This is a genomic window from Taishania pollutisoli, assembly GCF_014518315.1.
Lineage (GTDB): Bacteria > Bacteroidota > Bacteroidia > Flavobacteriales_D > Crocinitomicaceae > Taishania > Taishania pollutisoli.
Map to the genome: position 1 here is coordinate 1 of NZ_JACVEL010000021.1, position 20,161 is coordinate 20,161.

Sequence of the window (20,161 nt, forward strand, 5' to 3'; positions counted from 1 at the left end):
AGTCTCGAGTTTCAGAAACTCGAGACTTTAATGTAGTTTTGCTTTATTAACCTGTCAACTATTTTTAGGACTGGTCAATTTGTTTTGATTACTTAGTCACACTAACTGATTGATGTACTGTTGTTGTCCCCAGGTGAATCATCACATGATACAATCCGGACTCGGTTAGCTTTAATTGATATTCCTTTTCACCGGGCTCTGCTGTCTTAATCAACTGTCCCACGTTATTCACAACAACGATTTTGTTGATCCGTTCATCGGCGGTTAACAGGAAAACTCCGTCTGCAGAGGGATTAGGACGCACTGTAAGTTGTTCTTTTTCCTGACTTTCAAGTCCTACCGTGCTGTTGTATTTCGCAATAAAGCTATTGGAATTATTCATTCCGCCTCCAGCATATAATTCTCCATTGTACAATGCAACTCCTTCGATTTCTTTACCTGCCGTTCCTCCTGACAAGGTATCTACAGCCGTTCCGTCATATACATAGATTCCCTGACACTGGTGAATTGTTGTCCCCATCTCAACCCGGTCAAATCCTCCGGAAACATATAGCTTACCATTCATTGCTTTTAATGTGTGGCCAAATGAGTAATATCCCGGATTTTGATAATACATACGAAACCCTGGGTCCACCCAGGCACTTCCATCCCATTTAGCAATATTTTTCAGCGGAGTGCTTCCACTCATTGTAAATCCTCCTGATGCATATAACTCACCATTAAATTCACAGACACCATAGACCGTTCCGTTAAATCCGTCTCCCAGGCTTTGCCATTGCGTCCCGTCCCATCTGGCAATCCCGTTTACAGTTATTCCACCTGCCTGCAGAAAATTTCCGCCGACCACCAAATCCGTTCCAAACATGCACATATCATGCGGATACATGATAGGAGCTCCACCTAAGGAGCCGGATAAACCGCTTCCCAGTCCACTCCACTCCGTACCGTCCCATTGCATAATCCCGGAAATTGTTTTAGTACCTACCCGGTCAAATTCACCACATGCAATGATATTGCCGTCGTATTTTAAAAGTCCGTACAAATTAGCGGTTTGTGAAAAACCTGTAACCGCAGTTGTGAGATAGACACCTTCTCCCACTTTATTCATACCTGTTCCGTCCCATTGATATACCCAATTTGAATCAAGGGCCGGTTGATATGCCACAAAGTATAGTTCATTGTCAATTGCTTTTAGTTGATGTCCGGCAGTCGGGTGTCCTATTCCGATTGCAGTCCAGGAAGTTCCGTCGAATTTTGCCAGGTGGTTGAATGGCGAACCGCACAGGGATGTAAAAAATCCGGTTGCATACAATTCATTATTAAATACTTCAAAATTGGTAACAAAACCATTTCCGGTTGCACAAACCGTACTCCATTGAGAAAATCCCGTTTGTGCCGTAAACAGCCACAAAATGGCGGCAGTAGTAATGCTGTTTATTTTCATAAGTCATATGGTTAATTGGGGAATCAACGTTCTTATCCGTTCTCCGTTATTCCATCAGTTTCATGATCAAATGTATTTAAAATACAAACTGGAGATCAAAAAAAAGACATAAAAGGCTGGTTAATTTTATTTCAAAATGAACAACTCTAACATGCCGTAAAAGAAGATATTTTGCTTTTTTTTTCAGATTACCTGATTTCAATTTTTTCACCTAAAAACTTTGGCTTTTGGCCAATTAACTGGTCAATGAACACTTTATTTCGGGCAAATATTTCGCGTACTTTTGTTTTAAATCCGCCATAATTTTTTACATCTTCAGCATTGAATCCATATGCTTCAATTCCATTTTTTCTTGCAATGTACACGGCTCGTTGGTTATGGAATTTTTGAGAAATAATCACATATTTCGTTTGTCCGAATATTTCTTTGGCACGTATAACAGAATCAAACGTCCGGAACCCTGCGTAATCCAAAATAATGCGGTTCTCCGGAATCCCTCTCTCCACCAAAGCAATTTTCATGTCTTCCGGTTCATTGTATTCTTTACTACTATTGTCGCCGCTTACAATAATGTATTGAATTTTATCTTGCTCAAATAACTGAACTGCTGCTTCTATCCGGTTAGTAAAGTACTGATTACTATTCCCGTTTTTCAGTAATTTGCTTGTTCCCAATAATACTCCTACTTTCTGCTGCGGAACATCCGAAATCCGATCAAATACATATGCTTTTGTATCACCTGCGATTTTCCAGTTACAAAAAACAGTAAACCCAATGATTAGCAACAGTAGAATGACACCATATTTAAACAACCGTTTTTTCATTCGTTTTTGATTTTAAAAATACATGAAATCAGTCGTCTTAGGTATATTTTTCTGTAAAAAAATTAAAAAAACCATTCAAACACTATTGTCAGATACAGAAGTAAATGATACAAAATCAACTATTTAAAATTATAAAATCATAATAGTAAGTGAAACAAATAACAGAAGTTAATGAAACAAAACATCAAAAATACAAAAGTTAGTGAAACTAAATTACATTTTGATATGAAAAAAGAAAAGTATAGATTTATAGAAGAATTTGATCCCGTGAGAAAAAGACGAATAATTGAAAAAAGTCGATCGTTATCAGGAATAATACCGTCCCAAAAGAACGGTAAAGGGGTTTGGTTTGAGTCAGCTTTAGAGCGAGATTTCGCACTAATATTGGAAAACATACCAAGTGTATCAATGTACCAAGAGCAACCGGTTACAATAGAATATTATCATAATGGAAAAACAAGAACATATACCCCTGATTTTCTCGTTACGTTTAGTGATAATTCTCAAACTCCTTGGCTATGTGAAGTTAAATACCGTTCGGATTTACGAAGTCAATTTGGAAAATACAAGCCTAAATTCCGTGCGGCTCAGAATTACTGTGTACAGGAGAGATGGGAGTTTAAAATCTTTACAGAACATTATATCCGGACGCCTTTTTTAGAAAACATCAATTTTCTAAGCCGGTATAATTATAATGAACTTGACGGAGCGTGTTATGAAATGGTTATTAGAACAATCAGTGACCTCGGTGATACAACTCCATATGAATTTATGTTGACAATACAGGATGCTGAATTTAACCTCAAAGGAAGATGTCTATACGCACTATGGTATGCTATAAAGATGGAAGATATCGGTTGTGATATTGTTAATGAAAGAATATCAATGAATTCTGAAATTTGGATTTCAGAACGTCTAAATTTTAATCCTCAAGAAGAATGAAAAATATAGTACTTGGAACGGAATGCTCTTATCAAGATCAAAGAGTGACAATACAAAAGTTTGTTGATTTCAAGAAGGTTATCATTAAAGATGAATCTACCGGAGAATTATTCATTGAAGAGATTCGGAATCTTGATTTTTCGGAAAAATTAACTGTTAATCAAAAATATATTGATTCAATTTCAGATGAAGACTGGGTAGAAGCCAATCGGAAGTATTCAATTATTCTTCCCTTAATAACCGCTGAAAAAGAAATGAATTTGGAAGTCAACAAATCAGTATTGGTAAGGGAGTTATCTGAAAAACACAATGTTGGATATGTTACGATATATCGCTGGTTAAAAAATTATCAGGCAACTGGATTAATATCATCCTTGATTCCAATAAAGAGAGATGGTGGGAAAGGAAAAAGCAGGTTGAATGAAGAGGTTGAAAAAATAACGGTTGATGCTATTGAAGAAGTTTACCTAAACAAACAGCGATTAACAAAAAAGGAAACCGCAATTGAAATTATCAGACGATGCAAAAATGCAGGTGTCACTCCCCCACACCAAAATACTATTTATAACCGGCTTCAAAATTTAGATAAAGAAAAAGCTCTAGTAAAAAGGTTGGGATATATAGATGTAGATCAAAAAATTAGTCCGGTACCCGGAACCTACACTGAAGCAAAAAATCCTCTGGATATTATTCAAATTGACCACACCGTTCTTGATATAATTGTTGTAAGTGAAGATGAACGGGAACCTATCGGCAGACCATTAATTACGCTAGCAATTGATGTATATAGCAGAATGGTTGCAGGTCTTTATATTTCACTCGATCCTCCTGGTGCTCTTGGTGCCGGAATTTGTCTATCTAATGCAATTCTTCCAAAAGAAGATATATGTGCCAAATATGAATTGAAATCGGAATGGCCTTTTTGGGGAGTAATGAAAAATGTCCACATGGACAATGCAAAAGAATTTAAAGGAAAAATGATTCTACGTGCGGCTCAAGAATACGGATTCAACATTAATTGGCGCCCCAGAGGTAAGGCAAGATATGGAGCCCATATTGAGCGTTTGTTGGGCACTTTTAGTAAAAAAATCCACACACTTCCCGGAACAACCTTTGAAAGTATTAAATACAGAGGTAATTATAATTCAGAAGCACAAGCTGTAATGACACTCTCTGAGCTTGAAAAATGGTTACACATACAAATTGTAGATGTTTATCATAATACTGTACATAGTACAATTAATATGACACCTTTGCAATGTTACAAAGAAGGAGTATTTGGATCAAAAAGAAAAGATGGTATTGGTCTGCCATTGATGAAATTCCACCCGGATAAAGTTCGTTTAGATTTCTTACCTATAATTGAAAGAACGATTCAGAGAACCGGAGTTGTAATTGATCATATACATTACTACTCTGATATATTCCGTAATTATCTATATGAAAAAGCATGGAGTGCTAATGATCGATTTTACAAAAACAAACGATCCAAGTCGCATATTTTCAAAAGAGATCCAAGAGATATTAGTAAAATATACTTCTATGACGAACAAGAGGCACGCTACGTTGAAATCACATATGCAGATATGCGAAGACCACCTATTAGCATCTGGGAATATCGAAAAGCATTAAAAACGGCAGCAGAATTAAATCCTTCCTCTCAGATGACAGAAGATTTAATTTTTGATGCATATAACAGAATGAAAAAAATTGAGGAAGAAGCGACTTTAACGAAGAAAAAAGTAAAGAATGAAGCAAAGAGAAAAGAACGGAAAAGAAAAGTGGAAGAATTTGGAAATTCATTGAAATCTATAAAGAATTCCGATATCAGAAAAGAAAGCAATTTTTCTACAAGTGAAATTGACATCAGTAACCTTGAACCCTTTGACTTTGAAAACGAAATATGACAAACAATCAAGATACCCGAATAGATGAAGTTTTAAAAGAAAGATGGATTGGTTATACAAGATCCACCGAAATTTTAAAATCGCTGGAGCTCCTTTTTAGGTTTCACAAATCATCAAGGATGCAAAACGTATTAATAATGGGAGAATCAAACAATGGCAAAACGACTATCGCAAGGAAGTTTTTAAATTCCCATCCTCCGTATTTAAGAACGATCGAGGAAAAGGAATCTGGTTGCATGTTTGAAGTTGTCACCAGGCCCGTAATTATGGTTCAATGTCCGCATATTCCAAATGAAAAAAGGTTGTATTATGAAATACTAGATCAGTTGAATCTCCCATATAGAAAAACAACCAAAGCTGAATACTTACAAAAGACGGTCATCAATGCGTTGAAGGATATGGATACTCGTGTTTTGATTCTGGATGAAGTCCATCATATTTTATCCGGAAGTCCGGCAAAACAAAGAGAGTTCCTTAATTTACTAAAGTACATTTCCAATACAGCTTACATTTCAATTGTCGCATTGGGAACAAATGAAGCAAGCTTTGCCCTGAAAGCGGAAAAACAACTGGATACTCGATTTGATAAAATGATTATTCCACGTTGGAAATATGATAGTGATTTTATACGGTTGTTAATGACAATTGAGAAAATCCTTCCTTTAGAAAAAGAAAGTAATCTGGCCGAAGAATCTATTTCCAAAGAGTTATTCAGGATGAGTAATGGTATATTAGGAGAGGTCGTAAAAATTTCTCGACTTGCGGCAATAGAAGCGATTGAATCAGGGATTGAAAAGATTACCCCTCAATTACTGAAAAAATTGAATTACACTTCTCCTTTCGATAATTCTCCTGTGATGTTTCACTAGAATGATTTTACCTCATTTAATATATCCGGGGATGGATGAAAGTCCAACTTCATGGTTGATCAGGTTAGCTAGAAGCCACCATAATACTGTAAGCGATTTACTGCATTTTTACAATTTGAATGCTCTATTAAAAAGAGCAATTGACATTGATACCGACTTAACTGTACTGAAGAATATTCTGCAAAAAAGGTCAGAACTACCACAAAATGTTGCAGCTAAAGTTCCGGATTTCAAATGGAAGTCTGGCAGATCGGAATGGATTATATTCCCCAATAAGAAAGGTAGTTCAACACTTAATTCATATACACAATATTGCCCGGAATGCTTAACAACAAAAGGATACTACCAATTAAAATGGAAATTAGTCCTTTTTACCGGATGCGTTGATTGTCAGTGCAAACTACAAGATTCTTGTCCAGATTGTTTATCTCCGATATCCCCTTTAAAATCTGACATCCAATATCCTGTACATTCAGATATCAATCCAATATTTACATGCTGGAACTGCAGATATGATTACAGGAAAGCTCCCCATGTTCCAATGGATGCTCTGATGATTGAAAAAATGAGCAAAATAAACCGAGCATATAGTGAAATTCCTATAAACGACAGATATTTAGAGTATATGATGTTCAATAAGGTATCTTTTGATACTAAATCAATACTTTTGTATAAAGACAAGAGATAACGGGTTATTTATAAATTGAGCTTTGTATTATTGATGAAAAGGACAGTTATTCTTATCTGAAGAATCATTTTTTGAAAATTTAATAGAAGAAACCTTAATACATGAATACAAAAGAATTTTATCAACTTTTAATAGATAATGATGGCTTGTTAATGGGGTTTACATTTGATAAGTATGTATCAATAGATTTCAGTCAATTTGAAACACATAGATTTAACTACCTTGAATTTACTAACTGTAATTTTAAAAATAGTTTTACCATTGACAATTTTAATAGCCATCTCTTAATTGAGTTTCGAAACACCACTATCAATAGATTAAATGTTCTCCGGTCGTCTTTTGCTAAATTATTAATTGATGACTGTAACATTGAAAAAATAGATCTTTACAAATTAGAAGTAGTTGATTCTATCTCGATCAATTGTAAAACAAATGATTGCATTCATTCAGAACAGCTAAAGACTCCTAGCTTTGACATCAATAATACATTGTCAGAATGTAAGTGTATAAAATTGAACAATCCAGAAGTTGGATCAATTATAATTAATGCCAAAAAAGTAGTAAAAAAACTTCAGATAAACGACGTTAAGAACCTCTCTTGCTAAGGGAATTTTGAAAAAATCAACATAATCAGTAATAATTTCGAGTCTATTGATTTCTCTTCTGATTATGAAGATCGGAATGAAGTACTAACTTGTATTACAGACTTACAAATTATCTCAGATAATATGAAAGGTGCTCTGCTTTTTGACGGAGTAAAAATTCAAAATCTTAAATTCACATCTGTTTTAAGTCAAAGTGGCGTGGTACAAATAAATAATGCCGAAATAGAAAATACTTCTTTCCTCGATTCTACGTTCAAAAATATTTATTGGAACAATGTCAGTTTTCAAAAAAAACTTCAGATTGAAAATTCAGATTTAAGTAGCCTAAAATATGCAAATATCGATTGGATTCCTGACACAAAATTTTCCTGCTTCGATTTACAGTTTGACCAAGTGATTTATAACAGAGATGATAAGCAAGAAGTAAGAGAAAACATAAAACTACTGCGTAATGACCGTGAAGTATACCGACAGTTAAAATCAGCTGCGACTTCCATGCAAAATCACATTGATGCAATGGAATTTCATCGTCTGGAAATGCGATTGTATTGGAAAGATATACGATTTACCAAATCGACCTCATTGCAAAATCGAGTTTTGGTATTTTTTGATCGTTGGGTCTCAGATTTTGGCCAAAACTGGTGGTTACCAATAATATGGCTCTTTTTCATACACTTTATTCTGTTTATGTGTATTTTCCAATGGAGTTTTTCTTGTGAAATAGAAAACTTCAAGAATGGTCTAGGAGAATACTTCACCTTGCTCAACCCTATTCACAAAACACCAGACTATATTAATACAGGAATGGGGTTATTTACAGAATTTTGGATGCGTGCCCTTAATGGTTTCTTTATTTATCACTTTGTTCGTGCGACGAGGAGGTACGGGAAGATTTAGTTTCAAGTGACTTAATAATTTTATTGACTATTTTTTCGACATGATTTGCTTTTGCGATTTCAGAATCCGTTGTGATATATCCTTTTTCAAAATCCTCTTCTGACGTTAAGTGATTAAACTTATGATCTGGTTCTTTTCTTTCGTAATTGGATTTTTCAGTTTTATAAATGTAATTATTCATCAATTTTTTTACTTCTTTCTCATTTTTCTCAACGCTCTTAAAATCATCAAGACTATATAACCATGTTCTCCCTTGTTTTCCAATGGAATCCTTTTGTTGCTTAGCAAAAAGATAAAAATAACTTGCTTGATCCATGCTGTGTTGAATAGTTACTTGAACAACATATAACTTTTGATTTTTATAGCCAAATTTACAATGTTCATCATCTATAGTAACAGGCTTTGATATAAATTGCTGAATGTTCTCAGGGTCTAAATATGCAATCATACTTTCAAATCCTTTAATACTAAGTCCCTCTTTTATTTTTAAAATAATCTCAGGGAAAAAGCTAAAATAATCCAGAGGATCAACCTTGATCTTTGTTTTGGTGTCTCCCGGAGGTGGGGCACCACCTCCCACTGGATTATACCCTCCAGATCCATAATATTTCCTTATTTCCGGTTCCGTAACTTCCACATCGTCATTAGGACTTAATAAATTTTCCCAATTATTGTCTGTGGCTTGGTTCGAACCGTTAGAATTCCCCGAAGAATCATTTTTAATTTCAGGTTCGAAACCATCATTCTCTCCTGGTTTAGGATCTTCTTGGGAGTTGTTGCCACCTGAATTACCGGAAGATGTACTTGTATTATCCGCAACATGAATAATTGGTTGATAAATAAATTCTTGATATCCTTTACACTCTTCGATTTTAAAGATAAGGAGTCCCCAATCATCACTATTTTTTTTCTTTACTCTTTTTGCTAAAAATGAAAATTGTTTAAACTTACTTAGAGGAAGACTGTCAAAAACTTGAAAAGGATTGTTACTTAAACTTACCTGATTAGAAAAGTTTATCATTTGTGTCCGAAAGCTGTTACTAGAAGCAATGTTTCCAATTAAAGGTGTATTCATCGCATCTTTATTGGATTTCAGATAGATTAAAAAAGACTTTTTTTCTTCATCATAACCGCTTTGACTTTGATTATAGATTTCATTTTCACTAACTAAATTATTAGTTAGATTACTTGTCAGGAATCTTTCATTCAGATCAGAAATGCCGAAACAAGTAAAAAAATAACGATATATCTCATAGCTATAAAAAGCAAGAAATGTTGTTAAGGTATCTGTTTCCCATTCAGGTTTTTCATTTTTTAAAGGAATTTTTCCTCCTTCTTTTTTGTGATGAAATAAAGGACTTTTTAAATTGTACAAAACTATTTGTGAATTAAAATACTGTGTTTTATCACTGTCAGTGAACTTTATTGGTACTTTATCATCAAAAAAGTCTCCTATAAGTCCTTTTTCCGGATCACCCTTTAGAAAATGGCTCTCATTTATTTTATAGTGGGTTAGATACGAAATTTCGGGGATTTTTGTGTCGTTATGCCATACACTGCCAATAACAAAAAGTCGAATATATTTAATTAAGCAAGATTTGACCTCCAATTTGCCCACATAAAACGAGTCAAGTTTTTTGAAATCTTTTTTCGTAAAACTTTCATTCTGAATTTTGTTCAATCGTTGAAAAACAAGTTCAACTTCATATTGTATGCCATTTCTTTGTATAGTTCGGACATCAACTAACCGATATGCAAAATCGTCTGGAAAAGGTGTTATAAGGTCAGAAATTTTCAATTTGAAGTATTTTTAAGTTATTCTAAAGATGCTACTTTCCTTCTTTATCATTCATTTTCATATAGTCAAAAAAATCAAATATGGTCATATTGAAGTGCTTCAATATTTTTATTAGAGTGGCTAGCGTCATATTTTGTCCATTCTCATAAGCACCATACTGCGAGCGCGCCATCCCTATATCATACGATAGGTGGTCATAATTTGAGTACCCTTTTTCGGTTCTTAATCGTTTCAATGATGAAGCAATTTCTTTCATCTGCTCCCTTTGGTAATCTTCAATCTTCTGTTCTCTATTCATAGAATCAAAAGAAGACAATAGCCTATTAAAACACCACCCATTAAAAATTAGCCTATTATAATAGTCTTTTATTATATTTGTTCTAAAATCAATTAAGTATCAATTCACCAAAGAGCATATGAGAAGTATCATTTTTACAGCTATAATCTGCTTTTTGTCTATCTCTTGTCAAAAACGAAAGGAGATCAAAGCATGGAAGGAGAAAGAAGGAAGTTATTTTTCTCCGGAGAGTTATCTCATTTACCAGGATCAGGAATTTACAATTGATTTCAATGAAATAAATATCAATGCTTCCGGAGCAACATTGTTTTCTAATGTTGAGAATTCACGGTCTGTCAATTTTAGTGTCTTTGAAAAATCTCATAATGACAATTCCAATTACCAATATAAGATTCAATATAGCTCTGTAACGGGTTTTGAGTTTACCCAACAAGGAGTTTCTAACGATCAAATTCCCTTTGAGCAGTTTACTGCAGGAAGAAAATTTTACTTGTCATTCAGTGATGATAATCTCACCTTGGCCATTATAAAACCTGATGGGGAAACAGATCATCTGATATTCAAAAAGAAGTAATCAAATCTAAATTATAAAACATGAAAAAACTACTCTATGCATGCTCATTCTTAGTGTTATTAAGTTGTGGAAACGAAGTTGAAGAAATCACGAATCCAGCAACCGGAACCGTCTTAAAACGCTATGAATATTACCTAGACGAAAATGGTCAAAAAGTCAAAGATGGCACGTACACCGAATGGAATAATGATGGCACTATTAGATGGACTTGTAATTTCAAAGATGGAATACAGCATGGAGAAGAAAAGGTGTACATGAAACCTGATTCAATCTTATACAATAACTTCATAGATGGGGAGAAAGACGGTATTAGCAAGGTTGTGTCTAAAGATATTGTACTTAGACAATTGAATTACTCAAAAGGACGATTAGAAGGTAAACAACTGTATTATCATCCCAATGGCAAATTGAATGTAGAAGGTTATACAAAAGCAAATCTTACCACAAAGGTTTGGAAGCATTATGACCCTAAAGGGAAATTGGTAGCCACCTTTCATTACAATGAATTGCATACACCAAAAGAATTAATTGGGAAGTGGATACAGCAAACGGATGATGGCAAAGAAATTTTCTACGTATTCGACGAAGGTGGTTTGGCCGAATTTTATGAACCAATGTTTAGAGTACAAAAAAATGCAACACTCCAACTCAAAGGAATCTTATTTATGGGGCCTAAATTCCATGTCACCGATGGCGAACGAAAGGAGATCATTATGGATGTTGTATCATTTGAAAAGAATAAGTTGGTTTTGAGAAACAGATCTGGAGATATTAAAACGTTGATTAAACAACATTAAGTAAATTTATCGGGAGGTGAATGACATTACTCACTATAAATAATCAATTGGTGCGATGATTAAAAATACTTATATTTGTGACTTCACCAATAATGCCGTATGAAAAAAATACATAACACCCTGTCCGATAAAATGGAAGTGGGTGAAGCAACTTTAAATGTGTGTTTAGGATCAGGACTTGTTGCCCTAGATGTCATAGTAAATGGCAACCCTAGTACACCTGCAAAATTATGCGCTGGTGGTTCTTGCGGTAACGTGTTATCTATTCTTTCATTTCTTGGCTGGAAATCTAGCCCTATTGCTAGGCTTAGTAACAATAATGCAAGTGAGAATTTGCTTAATGATTTTAAAAAATTCAATGTAAACACATCTCTAATATCCTGTACTTCAGATGGGAGTACACCGATAATAATCCATAGAATCTTGAAAGACAAGTTTGGAAATCCCAAACACAAATTTGAATTCAAAATCCCAGAAACAGGTGTCTGGCTTCCTCAATACAAACCCACTCTAAAGACTGCAGTAGACTCAATTATAAATGAAGAACCAACTGCAAATGTTTTCTTTTTTGATCGAATTTCCAGATCTGCACTTAACCTTGCAAAATATTACAAATCAAAAGGAGCATTGATTGTTTTCGAACCCTCCTCAATGAAAAATGATAAGGCCTTTCAAGAAGCTTTAGCACTCGCAAACATTGTAAAATTTTCTCATGAACGAATTGCAAATTATGATACTGAATTTCCTCAACCAATGTGTGATTTGGAGATACAAACTCTTGGGAAAGATGGTTTAAAATATCGATTAAAGGCATCCAAAAGTAATCTTTGGAAGTTAATTCCACCATTTTTAATTGAAGGTGTAATTGATACTGCTGGAGCAGGAGATTGGTGTACTGCTGGAATCATTAGCAAACTTGGACATAAGGGAGTAAAGTCTTTCTTTGATAGTGGATTAAACGAGATTGAAAATGCATTAAATTTTGGACAAGCGTTGGGGGCTGTCAATTGCATATTTTTTGGAGCAAGAGGTATGATGTACAACCTAACTCCCAACATGTTAGAAAACTATATTTCTGAATTAATTTTAAATCAATCAATAAACATTGAAAGTATTAATGAATACCAAAATACAGAGATGACAAGTATTTCAAACTTTAAGTTTGATATGATTTTATAATTATTTATAAGGATCTCCTGTTAGCCACATTAAAAAGGATTGGCTTTCAGATTTAAGAGCCTGCATTTCATTTTCATCACGAATATTATAACCTTCAGATGGAACATTAAGAAGCCCAACACCAATATCATTTTTTAATTCATATGCAGAAAGAATCGAACCAATCGAAAGTAACTTGCTTGAAAAATTAGAAACTATTGCCTTACATCCGCCAAGAGTTTTTAAAGATTCATTATAATTCCGAATAGCATTATTTAATCTTATGTAAGCCTCAAACGGATTCTGCTCAGGAACATAGATTATGTCCTTTGAAGCAATTTGACTTGCATCAAACAACCATTCATGATACTCCATAATTAAAGCATCTGAACGCCTTAAGTCTTTTGAAGGGAAAGGCAATACAGGACAAATTTCATAAGGTCTTGTATGTTTAATAATTTGATCCTGAGCTTTCTTAAGTTGCTCCATTTTTCCTTCTCCTAAAAACGGAAACCAAATAATAGGTGTTTCAGCTTCAGATGTAATTTCAATATTCCCCCCAAATCCATGGAGATACTTTAAATCATGTTCAGTTCCAACTTCAGTAATCAAAGCATCAATTCGCGCATTTTCAGTTACACCTACAAAAAGATTGATATTTAATTGTTTTTGTTCAATTAAACTTAATAGAGTTCCAATAAGCGATGGATAAACACTCCTTTGCAAGGCTCCAATATCAACTATTATATCAGTAACCTCACTTAGATCTTCAGGAATAATACCGTTAATCGTTCTATCACCAATCCATTTTCTCTTTCCCGCAGAGCCACTAAAAAGGTCGATTGGTTTCCTTATTAAAGAACGACTATCTAGTAATGTCTTTAATTCAGTCAAATTAGTATCAACAAAACTTGAGTACTGTTTGGATGCCGAATCAGAACTTTCATTATAATCCACCAAAAGACATTCTACGTTGACTGTTGAACAAGAATTAATTAACACCTGAATAAGACTGTTCATACGAACGTCAAACCCCTTGCCCATAATATAAAGAAGCTTTTTATTCGGTTTACCAAAATATTCAGTAAAGAATTCACCAACTTTATTACCTCCTATTTTAGCATAGGATTCCCACTTATTACTCATTTTATAATCCATTTCGTTAATTCATCAGCATTCTTATGTCTGAAGCCTCCATAAGAAAGAGGAAGTCCAAATTTCACACACAGCCAACGATTCAAATAATAAACACCCCATTCTTGATTCTTTTCTCCTTGTTTTGTTTTTCTAACTTCTAAAAGATTATATGATATGCAAGTTGAAATAACATTAATCAGAACAGTATACACCTCATTTTCATACCATTTGTTTTCGATGAATAATTTCCCCGTATTCTTTTCTTTAACAGTAAAGCCATTAATTCCAGCTCCATAAGGAGCATTTCGCTGATATGTTTGTTGTTTAGCAAAAGCACCAAATTCACTCAAAAATTTTACAACATCCTTCGCATAAGGGATCTGTTTAGGAAGATCATCCCACTTTTTCTCAACAACTTTTTGAATAATTTTCTCCTGTCTTTCAGGACTTAAAGAAATCTGTTCTCCTAACAGTTTGTTTGACAACATTTCTTCAAATAAGTCAGATGAGAAATTCAAAAACTGTTCAAAGTTGTTTGAAGACAAATCAACGAGTGTACTCAAGCCGTGATAGAATGGCACCTCTGACTCTTTCGCAACAAATAACTTTGCTGCAGGAGTAACATCGCTACCATCTAATTTCGCTTGTAATTCTTCTACGGAAAGTGGAAATTCAAGTGATAATTGATCTTTCTTAACTAACCGTGTAATTAATATTTCTACTTTTTTATAAAGATGAGCTAACTCAAGAGGACTACTATTCTTCGACCTTGCGTACAAATAATCTTTCCACTCATCATACTTGATTGTATGTTCTGTCATCTTTTTTATTCTTTCTAAAGTAGACTCAACTACATTATTGAACCCTAACTTAAAATCTTCTTCATCAATATTTGATTCAATGTAGTCAGAAAATGAGCTCAATCCTTCAGTTGAAAGATTAGCTCTAGTATTAGCTATATTTATTAATGATTCTTTTAACTTCTTTTGTCTATCATGCCAGTATGTCTCTATATTTATTTCTAGGTAGTCTCTCCCATATGTCGTTCGTAAGTTTTCCTTCGGTTCTAAAGCTTCTAACCTTTCAGAGATCCATATACTAAAATTCCCCCTTCTTTCACGAAGATAAGTTTCAAGCTTTTTTCTCTGCGTAGGAGTTAGTTTATGAGTATCATCAAGCATGAATAAAATCCGATTAAAAACCCTTTCTCCATCAATCGTAAAATGTTCTGGTTGTAGTACAGAAAATGCAAATAATTCATCATGCCCCTGAACATCATTCAAGTCTGGTAAAAAACTATCAATGGCCTTATAAACACCACGTTCTATTGAAGAAGCCCAATCATAAAGCTGTTTCCCATTTACAAAAGACTCTTGTAGAAAAAAATTAGACTCATCCTTATATTCATACTTAATACGATTAAGTCCTTCAGGAAAGGTCAAATTCTCAAGTTGTAGAATTGACCTCAAGGTTGCAATCACAATTCTCGCGTTAAGCAGTGAGAAAAAATATCGTGTCTTATGTCCATCTGAAAGACTTAATTCCTCAAGCGTTTCATAATTTCGAGTACACTGCAATGAAACCCCCAAAAGATTAATTCTTTCATTGCTTACAGTACCCAAATGCTCCATCCTCGAAAAAAAGGCTTTGTAATTGGAACGATTCCCCCTTAAAGCCTTTAGAGATGCAGGTTCAAAAACCCTCAATAAAGAAGTTTTACCCGCCCCAGGTGAACTGTGAATATAAATAATGTTATCCCAGAGTTTTCCTTCATCATATTTTTGAGTCAAAGCATCTAGTATAGTAGTATCATACAGACGAATAAACTGCTCAGAAGATTCTATCTTCTCAGCATTTCTCATAACAAAAGGATTCCTTAATCTACTCATCTTTATGCCTTGTTACGCGAGGAAATAATCCTACACATTTTGAATCTTCCGCAAACCAAAATATAGGAAGAGAATTATTAGGTGTATTATGACTTAATATCAATGGTAATGCACACCCATTAAATCCTAAGTGTGGGTTTGTACAATCTCCTTTTTCATAGTGACTATCGACAATACTATTGTCAAAATGTTCTGACCTTGCTATCAAATCAATAAATGCAGTTTCTCCAACAACATCATCACTTATTTTTTGTTCAATCAATTGAACAGCGTGAACATCACTATTTATTTTTACACTTTGATTCTCCACAAAGCCTGTCAACGCCTCTTTAATCGTATTTATTGCACTTTCCGTTGCCAAGTAAAAAATCACATGAACAGTAAATCCGTCTGAAATATCTAAAAGATCTCTAAGATGACTCTGATTCTCACCATGAAATAAATCTTGCAAAAACTTGAATATTTTCCCAGTAAATTCATTGTTCTCTTTTCTAAAATAACTTTTACCACTCGCAGTAAAGTCATCAACCAAAAAGATAGAATTAAACTTTCCACTATACCCAGCTTTAGAAAGTTCCGAAATCATATCCTCAGCTTTCTTTGGAGAAATATGATACGAAGGAAAAACTTGCTCATTACTAATTGATCTTTTACTTCTTCTCAAAAGATCAATTCTGGCTCCATCACTAAGACCAATAAACAGACTTTTCCTCAAAGATTCCTTATACTCAGGGCTAGAAATGATTTCCTTTATATGAAACTCATCCACCTGTTTTATTTTAGCAGTTTTCTCTATTAAAATAGGATTGATCTTATCCGTAAAAGTGATATTCACTAAATGAGTCATTTGATCATTCGATATAAAAATAAGTCGTCTTTTAACAAAGTCATAAGCCACCTTTCTTTCTTCAATAGTTGGAAACTGTTCCAACCATTTGACAAGAGACTCTATAAATCTTATCCCAGGAGAAAATTGCTGGTATTGGTCGTATTTAAATTCAGCTAAAGCTTGCAGTAATGGTCGCTCTTCTGAGACCTTTTCAGGAGACCATTCCATAATTCTAGCAAGTAGTCGTTCGGTTAGTAGAATTCGCATGAATTGTTAGATTTTAATAGTGAATAAGGAATTACGAATAGTTATCGCGTTAAAATATTCCAATGTTGCTTCAACATACCGATTCCCATTTGCAGCGAAGTTCCAACATGTGTAGGGATCTGCTGAAACTTGATCCACACTCAAAGAATATGATGTTGCAAGCAACTGATAGTCATTCCCTGGCCATCTGCCACGATCACCGATGCAAAGGAAGTTCAATTCATTTTTACTATCATTTAGTAAATCCTGACAATATTGTATAATGGATATCTTTGAAGTTGTTTGATGAATAATATCTATTGAATGACTGGATTCCAATACCTGGACTTTAAAAGGATAATTATTCCTAACCATATCAATCATTATCCTCTTTTCATTCTCGATATCCACATTTCCTTCTATCTCAATCGTAAGCTGTCCCTTTCTCAATTCTGGCTTTATAGTTCCAGAAAACAGCATTTCCTTTTTCAAGAAATCACAGATATTTTTTAGAACATCTTCTTCATCAGAAGACCGAACCGGTAAATTATCATCACTTAACAGACCCTTTTGAGAACCATTGTAATAACCAATAACCAGCTTATTCCAATATTCTTTCTCAATGAATTTTCGTAACTCATCCTTTACAGATTTGCCCCTGCCAGTCACAAGCGCAACCATTAAACCGGCTCTTAAAAATGTATTGAGTTTATCTTGAATATCTTTCCTTGGACCTGAGAACCGCTCTTCAGAAGAACAAATTGTACCATCATAATCTAGAATTACTCCCTTAAAGGACGTTTTAGTCAGCTTCGTTTTATATTGACTACAATACCCTTTCCATAATTCAACCTGCTTATCTGTAAGCGAACTAATATTTCCTATTTTCCTTGATATCGCATGCAATTCCTTATCTGTTAATCCTTGTTTTTTTTCTTGGTATAACTTTGAGTATTTTAACTTATACAACTTACTTCCATAATCCGGAACACCAGGTCTTCCAGGATCAATACCACATTTATTTCCAAAAGATTCAACGACATAAAATGATTGAACTAATAAATCTAAACTTGCGTTGGATGTACTTTGTTCAGTTCTGACAAATAGAACCGGAATTTCTTGAGGCAAAAGGCTTATGGTTTTTTTTGCCAATTCTTCTTCATCAGGAGTTACTATAGCAATAATTGCTGATTGTTTTTTCTTTTTGTCAAACCAATTGTGGCGCCCATGACCAAAATTCCTGTAATCAGCTAAGAGTATATTTCCCAAACCAGCTTCTGAAAATTTAGATTCAATATCAATTGCAGCCGGTTTACCCCATCCTGCATAAAGAACTGTTATTGTGAAATCTTCGAATAAAGAATTTGCAAACACCTCGGTTTTTTTTAGAAATTCATCACTTGGTTGAACATTAAATGACTGGGATTCGAGCCCGTATAATCTCGGCAATAATGTGAAGTATGCTATCAATGAGTTCGTCGCTAAAAAACCGTCTTTCCCTGATGGAATTTCAAATTCAATTGTTTCAGCCACTGAGTACTTGTCTGCATTTTTTTTCAGAGGAGAATCAGGCTTAAAGCAAATATTGACAACTCTTTCCGGGTCACGCTGAATAAACGTATCGAAAGCAAAAAGTATATCTGTATTCTTTCCACTTGCACTTATAAAAACAGCCTTGGACTGCTGATTTACTGCATTTTTCTTATACTGTAGCTCCAATGGAGTTAATGGAATACCAATCCCACCATGATGAAACTGCAATAAGGTCAACAATTCGCAAGCACTTGAAGAACCACCTGATCCGATTACCCATACATTTTTTTCTTTTACACTATGCAAAAGAGGGGCAACTTGAACTTTTCTGGCCCAAGTATATGTATCCTTAATTTTCTTTAGTTCTTGACTAAAAGGTTTTCCCATCTGTGAAATATATTATACAACTAAGTTAATAGCCAAAAATAGAATAATTAATAGGGCACTAATATAAGTTTTATTACTCAAAAATAACAGTCATAATATATGGTAAACATAGACAGTATTCATTTGAATTGTTCTATTATATACTAAGAAGGATTATTTAACTTTTCTAAAGGAAGGATTTGAATTAAGTACTGTCCAATATCAGCATTTTTGAGATGGTTTCCCCTTATCTCAAGATATTGGTCATTAATATGATTCATAATCTGCCACTTAGCGTCAAATACTGTCGGATATAAATATGGGTCTAGTTTACTATCTAGGAGATTAATCTGCCCCAAACTATCATACCCATCAAGGGTTATCATTACATTGATTAACTTATTTCTAATTTTATTTTTCTTCGTATCAATACTCACAACTGCATTAAAAAATATATTACCAGATCTGTCAATTAACTCATGAGTAGATATAAAATCTCTTAATTCTCTAGAATTTAAATATATTTGCTCCATCTTTAATTTTAACTACTTCTTGTTAATCCAATCCCAAGCTTCTTTAGGTAAAAAATCATTATAATCTTCTTGTTTATCTCTATTATTATAAATAGAAATATCATACGTTGTCAATTTGTAATCCATATTTTAGATATGTTTTTTGGTGATTAAGAAAGAATGTTGCTATCTGTTATTTGCAATCTCTATTGCTACTTTATCTATATTTTCAAGTATAATTTTAGATGAAATGCTATTATTTGCAAACGCTATATTATTATTAGAGATTATTAAATTTTCATTTTCTTTTATATTTTTTATTGTATACAATATCCAATTTTTAAACTCTACAGCATCTTCAAAATTTAAAAATTGAATGGTTTTTTCATTATTTACTTTTAAAGCATATGTTTCACCATTTAATTCTATTGAGATAAAATAAATTGGAATTAGTAAATCTTTTTTATTAATGAGAGTGAAATTGACTTTCCTACTTCCTTTTATATATTGTATTTTATCATCAAACTCAGGATCGGTTTTTGCTCCCTTCATTATATGTCGAACAACATAATTATAGATTAAGCTCCCCACAATTCCATTTTCAATCTTCTCTATATCAGGTATGTAATATCTATTGATATCCAGTTTTGTAGATTTTGGATCTCTTGGTTTAAAATTCTCATCATATAAATTTTTGAAAGATGATAGGAATACTTCAGTTTTTGGAAGAGTCAATTCCATGTCAATACTAACATTCCCCGCTAAGTCTATTGTCTTAGCCCCTTAAAGAGTTGGACTGAATTTATAAAACAATTTAGTAATATCTTTAAGAGTAATGAAAAAAGCAA

At 33.6% G+C, this 20,161-nt stretch carries 19 protein-coding genes; 9 read left to right on the forward strand and 10 right to left on the reverse strand.

The window, feature by feature from the left end; genetic code table 11:
• Window positions 1-88: 88 nt before the first annotated feature.
• Complete coding sequence (locus tag H9Y05_RS15750; protein ID WP_216714833.1) at window positions 89-1,444, reverse strand: Kelch repeat-containing protein; 1,356 nt, start codon at window positions 1,442-1,444, stop codon at window positions 89-91.
• A gap of 188 nt (window positions 1,445-1,632) precedes the next feature.
• Entirely contained in the window at window positions 1,633-2,268 is a 636-nt protein-coding gene (locus tag H9Y05_RS15755) for a SanA/YdcF family protein (protein ID WP_216714834.1), read from the reverse strand.
• A gap of 171 nt (window positions 2,269-2,439) precedes the next feature.
• Here H9Y05_RS15755 and H9Y05_RS15760 point away from each other — a divergent pair, with 171 nt between their 5' ends.
• From H9Y05_RS15760 to H9Y05_RS15785, 6 genes are all read left to right on the forward strand, one after another.
• The gene (locus H9Y05_RS15760) at window positions 2,440-3,210 is read left to right on the forward strand and encodes a TnsA endonuclease N-terminal domain-containing protein (RefSeq protein ID WP_216714835.1); all 771 of its coding nucleotides are present in this window, start codon (window positions 2,440-2,442) and stop codon (window positions 3,208-3,210) included.
• The gene (locus H9Y05_RS15765; protein WP_216714836.1) at window positions 3,207-5,117 is read left to right on the forward strand and encodes a Mu transposase C-terminal domain-containing protein; all 1,911 of its coding nucleotides are present in this window, start codon (window positions 3,207-3,209) and stop codon (window positions 5,115-5,117) included. Before H9Y05_RS15760 ends, H9Y05_RS15765 begins: the two co-directional genes overlap by 4 nt.
• On the forward strand, window positions 5,114-5,986 hold the full coding sequence (locus H9Y05_RS15770) for a TniB family NTP-binding protein (protein ID WP_216714837.1): 873 nt from the start codon (window positions 5,114-5,116) through the stop codon (window positions 5,984-5,986). The genes H9Y05_RS15765 and H9Y05_RS15770 overlap by 4 nt, the downstream gene beginning before the upstream one ends.
• 31 nt (window positions 5,987-6,017) lie before the next feature.
• Complete coding sequence (locus H9Y05_RS15775; protein ID WP_216714838.1) at window positions 6,018-6,674, forward strand: TniQ family protein; 657 nt, start codon at window positions 6,018-6,020, stop codon at window positions 6,672-6,674.
• A gap of 101 nt (window positions 6,675-6,775) precedes the next feature.
• A complete protein-coding gene (locus H9Y05_RS15780) occupies window positions 6,776-7,279 on the forward strand; it encodes a hypothetical protein (RefSeq protein ID WP_216714839.1) in 504 nt (167 codons plus the stop codon).
• Window positions 7,280-7,402: 123 nt separating this feature from the next.
• On the forward strand, window positions 7,403-8,176 hold the full coding sequence (locus H9Y05_RS15785; protein WP_216714840.1) for a hypothetical protein: 774 nt from the start codon (window positions 7,403-7,405) through the stop codon (window positions 8,174-8,176).
• Here the strand turns inward: H9Y05_RS15785 and H9Y05_RS15790 are convergent.
• Window positions 8,130-9,974 (reverse strand): hypothetical protein, encoded by a 1,845-nt coding sequence (locus H9Y05_RS15790; protein ID WP_216714841.1) that lies wholly within the window; start codon window positions 9,972-9,974, stop codon window positions 8,130-8,132. The genes H9Y05_RS15785 and H9Y05_RS15790 overlap by 47 nt on opposite strands.
• A gap of 31 nt (window positions 9,975-10,005) precedes the next feature.
• Window positions 10,006-10,272 carry a helix-turn-helix transcriptional regulator gene (locus tag H9Y05_RS15795; protein ID WP_216714842.1) on the reverse strand — a complete coding sequence of 89 codons (267 nt, stop codon included), beginning with the start codon at window positions 10,270-10,272 and terminating at the stop codon, window positions 10,006-10,008.
• 118 nt (window positions 10,273-10,390) lie between these two features.
• On the opposite strand from H9Y05_RS15795, the gene H9Y05_RS15800 reads away from it, so the two are divergent.
• The 3 genes from H9Y05_RS15800 (at window position 10,391) to H9Y05_RS15810 (ending at window position 12,822) form a co-directional block, all read left to right on the forward strand.
• Window positions 10,391-10,846, forward strand: coding sequence for a hypothetical protein (locus H9Y05_RS15800; protein WP_216714843.1), 456 nt, complete (start codon window positions 10,391-10,393; stop codon window positions 10,844-10,846).
• A gap of 20 nt (window positions 10,847-10,866) precedes the next feature.
• Window positions 10,867-11,643, forward strand: a complete 777-nt coding sequence (locus H9Y05_RS15805; protein ID WP_216714844.1) for a toxin-antitoxin system YwqK family antitoxin — start codon at window positions 10,867-10,869, stop codon at window positions 11,641-11,643.
• Window positions 11,644-11,742: 99 nt separating this feature from the next.
• Window positions 11,743-12,822 carry a PfkB family carbohydrate kinase gene (locus H9Y05_RS15810; RefSeq protein WP_216714845.1) on the forward strand — a complete coding sequence of 360 codons (1,080 nt, stop codon included), beginning with the start codon at window positions 11,743-11,745 and terminating at the stop codon, window positions 12,820-12,822.
• Here H9Y05_RS15810 and H9Y05_RS15815 read toward each other — a convergent pair whose 3' ends face one another.
• The 6 genes from H9Y05_RS15815 to H9Y05_RS15840 form a co-directional block, all read right to left on the reverse strand.
• Window positions 12,823-13,947 (reverse strand): hypothetical protein, encoded by a 1,125-nt coding sequence (locus H9Y05_RS15815; RefSeq protein ID WP_216714846.1) that lies wholly within the window; start codon window positions 13,945-13,947, stop codon window positions 12,823-12,825.
• Window positions 13,944-15,827, reverse strand: a complete 1,884-nt coding sequence (locus H9Y05_RS15820) for an ORC-CDC6 family AAA ATPase (RefSeq protein ID WP_216714847.1) — start codon at window positions 15,825-15,827, stop codon at window positions 13,944-13,946. Before H9Y05_RS15820 ends, H9Y05_RS15815 begins: the two co-directional genes overlap by 4 nt.
• Window positions 15,820-16,923 carry a phosphoribosyltransferase-like protein gene (locus H9Y05_RS15825; protein WP_216714848.1) on the reverse strand — a complete coding sequence of 368 codons (1,104 nt, stop codon included), beginning with the start codon at window positions 16,921-16,923 and terminating at the stop codon, window positions 15,820-15,822. Before H9Y05_RS15825 ends, H9Y05_RS15820 begins: the two co-directional genes overlap by 8 nt.
• Window positions 16,924-16,929: 6 nt before the next feature.
• Window positions 16,930-18,822 (reverse strand): hypothetical protein, encoded by a 1,893-nt coding sequence (locus H9Y05_RS15830; RefSeq protein ID WP_216714849.1) that lies wholly within the window; start codon window positions 18,820-18,822, stop codon window positions 16,930-16,932.
• Between the two features lie 143 nt (window positions 18,823-18,965).
• Complete coding sequence (locus H9Y05_RS15835) at window positions 18,966-19,334, reverse strand: hypothetical protein (RefSeq protein WP_216714850.1); 369 nt, start codon at window positions 19,332-19,334, stop codon at window positions 18,966-18,968.
• Between the two features lie 165 nt (window positions 19,335-19,499).
• Window positions 19,500-20,054 carry a hypothetical protein gene (locus tag H9Y05_RS15840; RefSeq protein ID WP_216714851.1) on the reverse strand — a complete coding sequence of 185 codons (555 nt, stop codon included), beginning with the start codon at window positions 20,052-20,054 and terminating at the stop codon, window positions 19,500-19,502.
• Window positions 20,055-20,161: the final 107 nt, after the last annotated feature.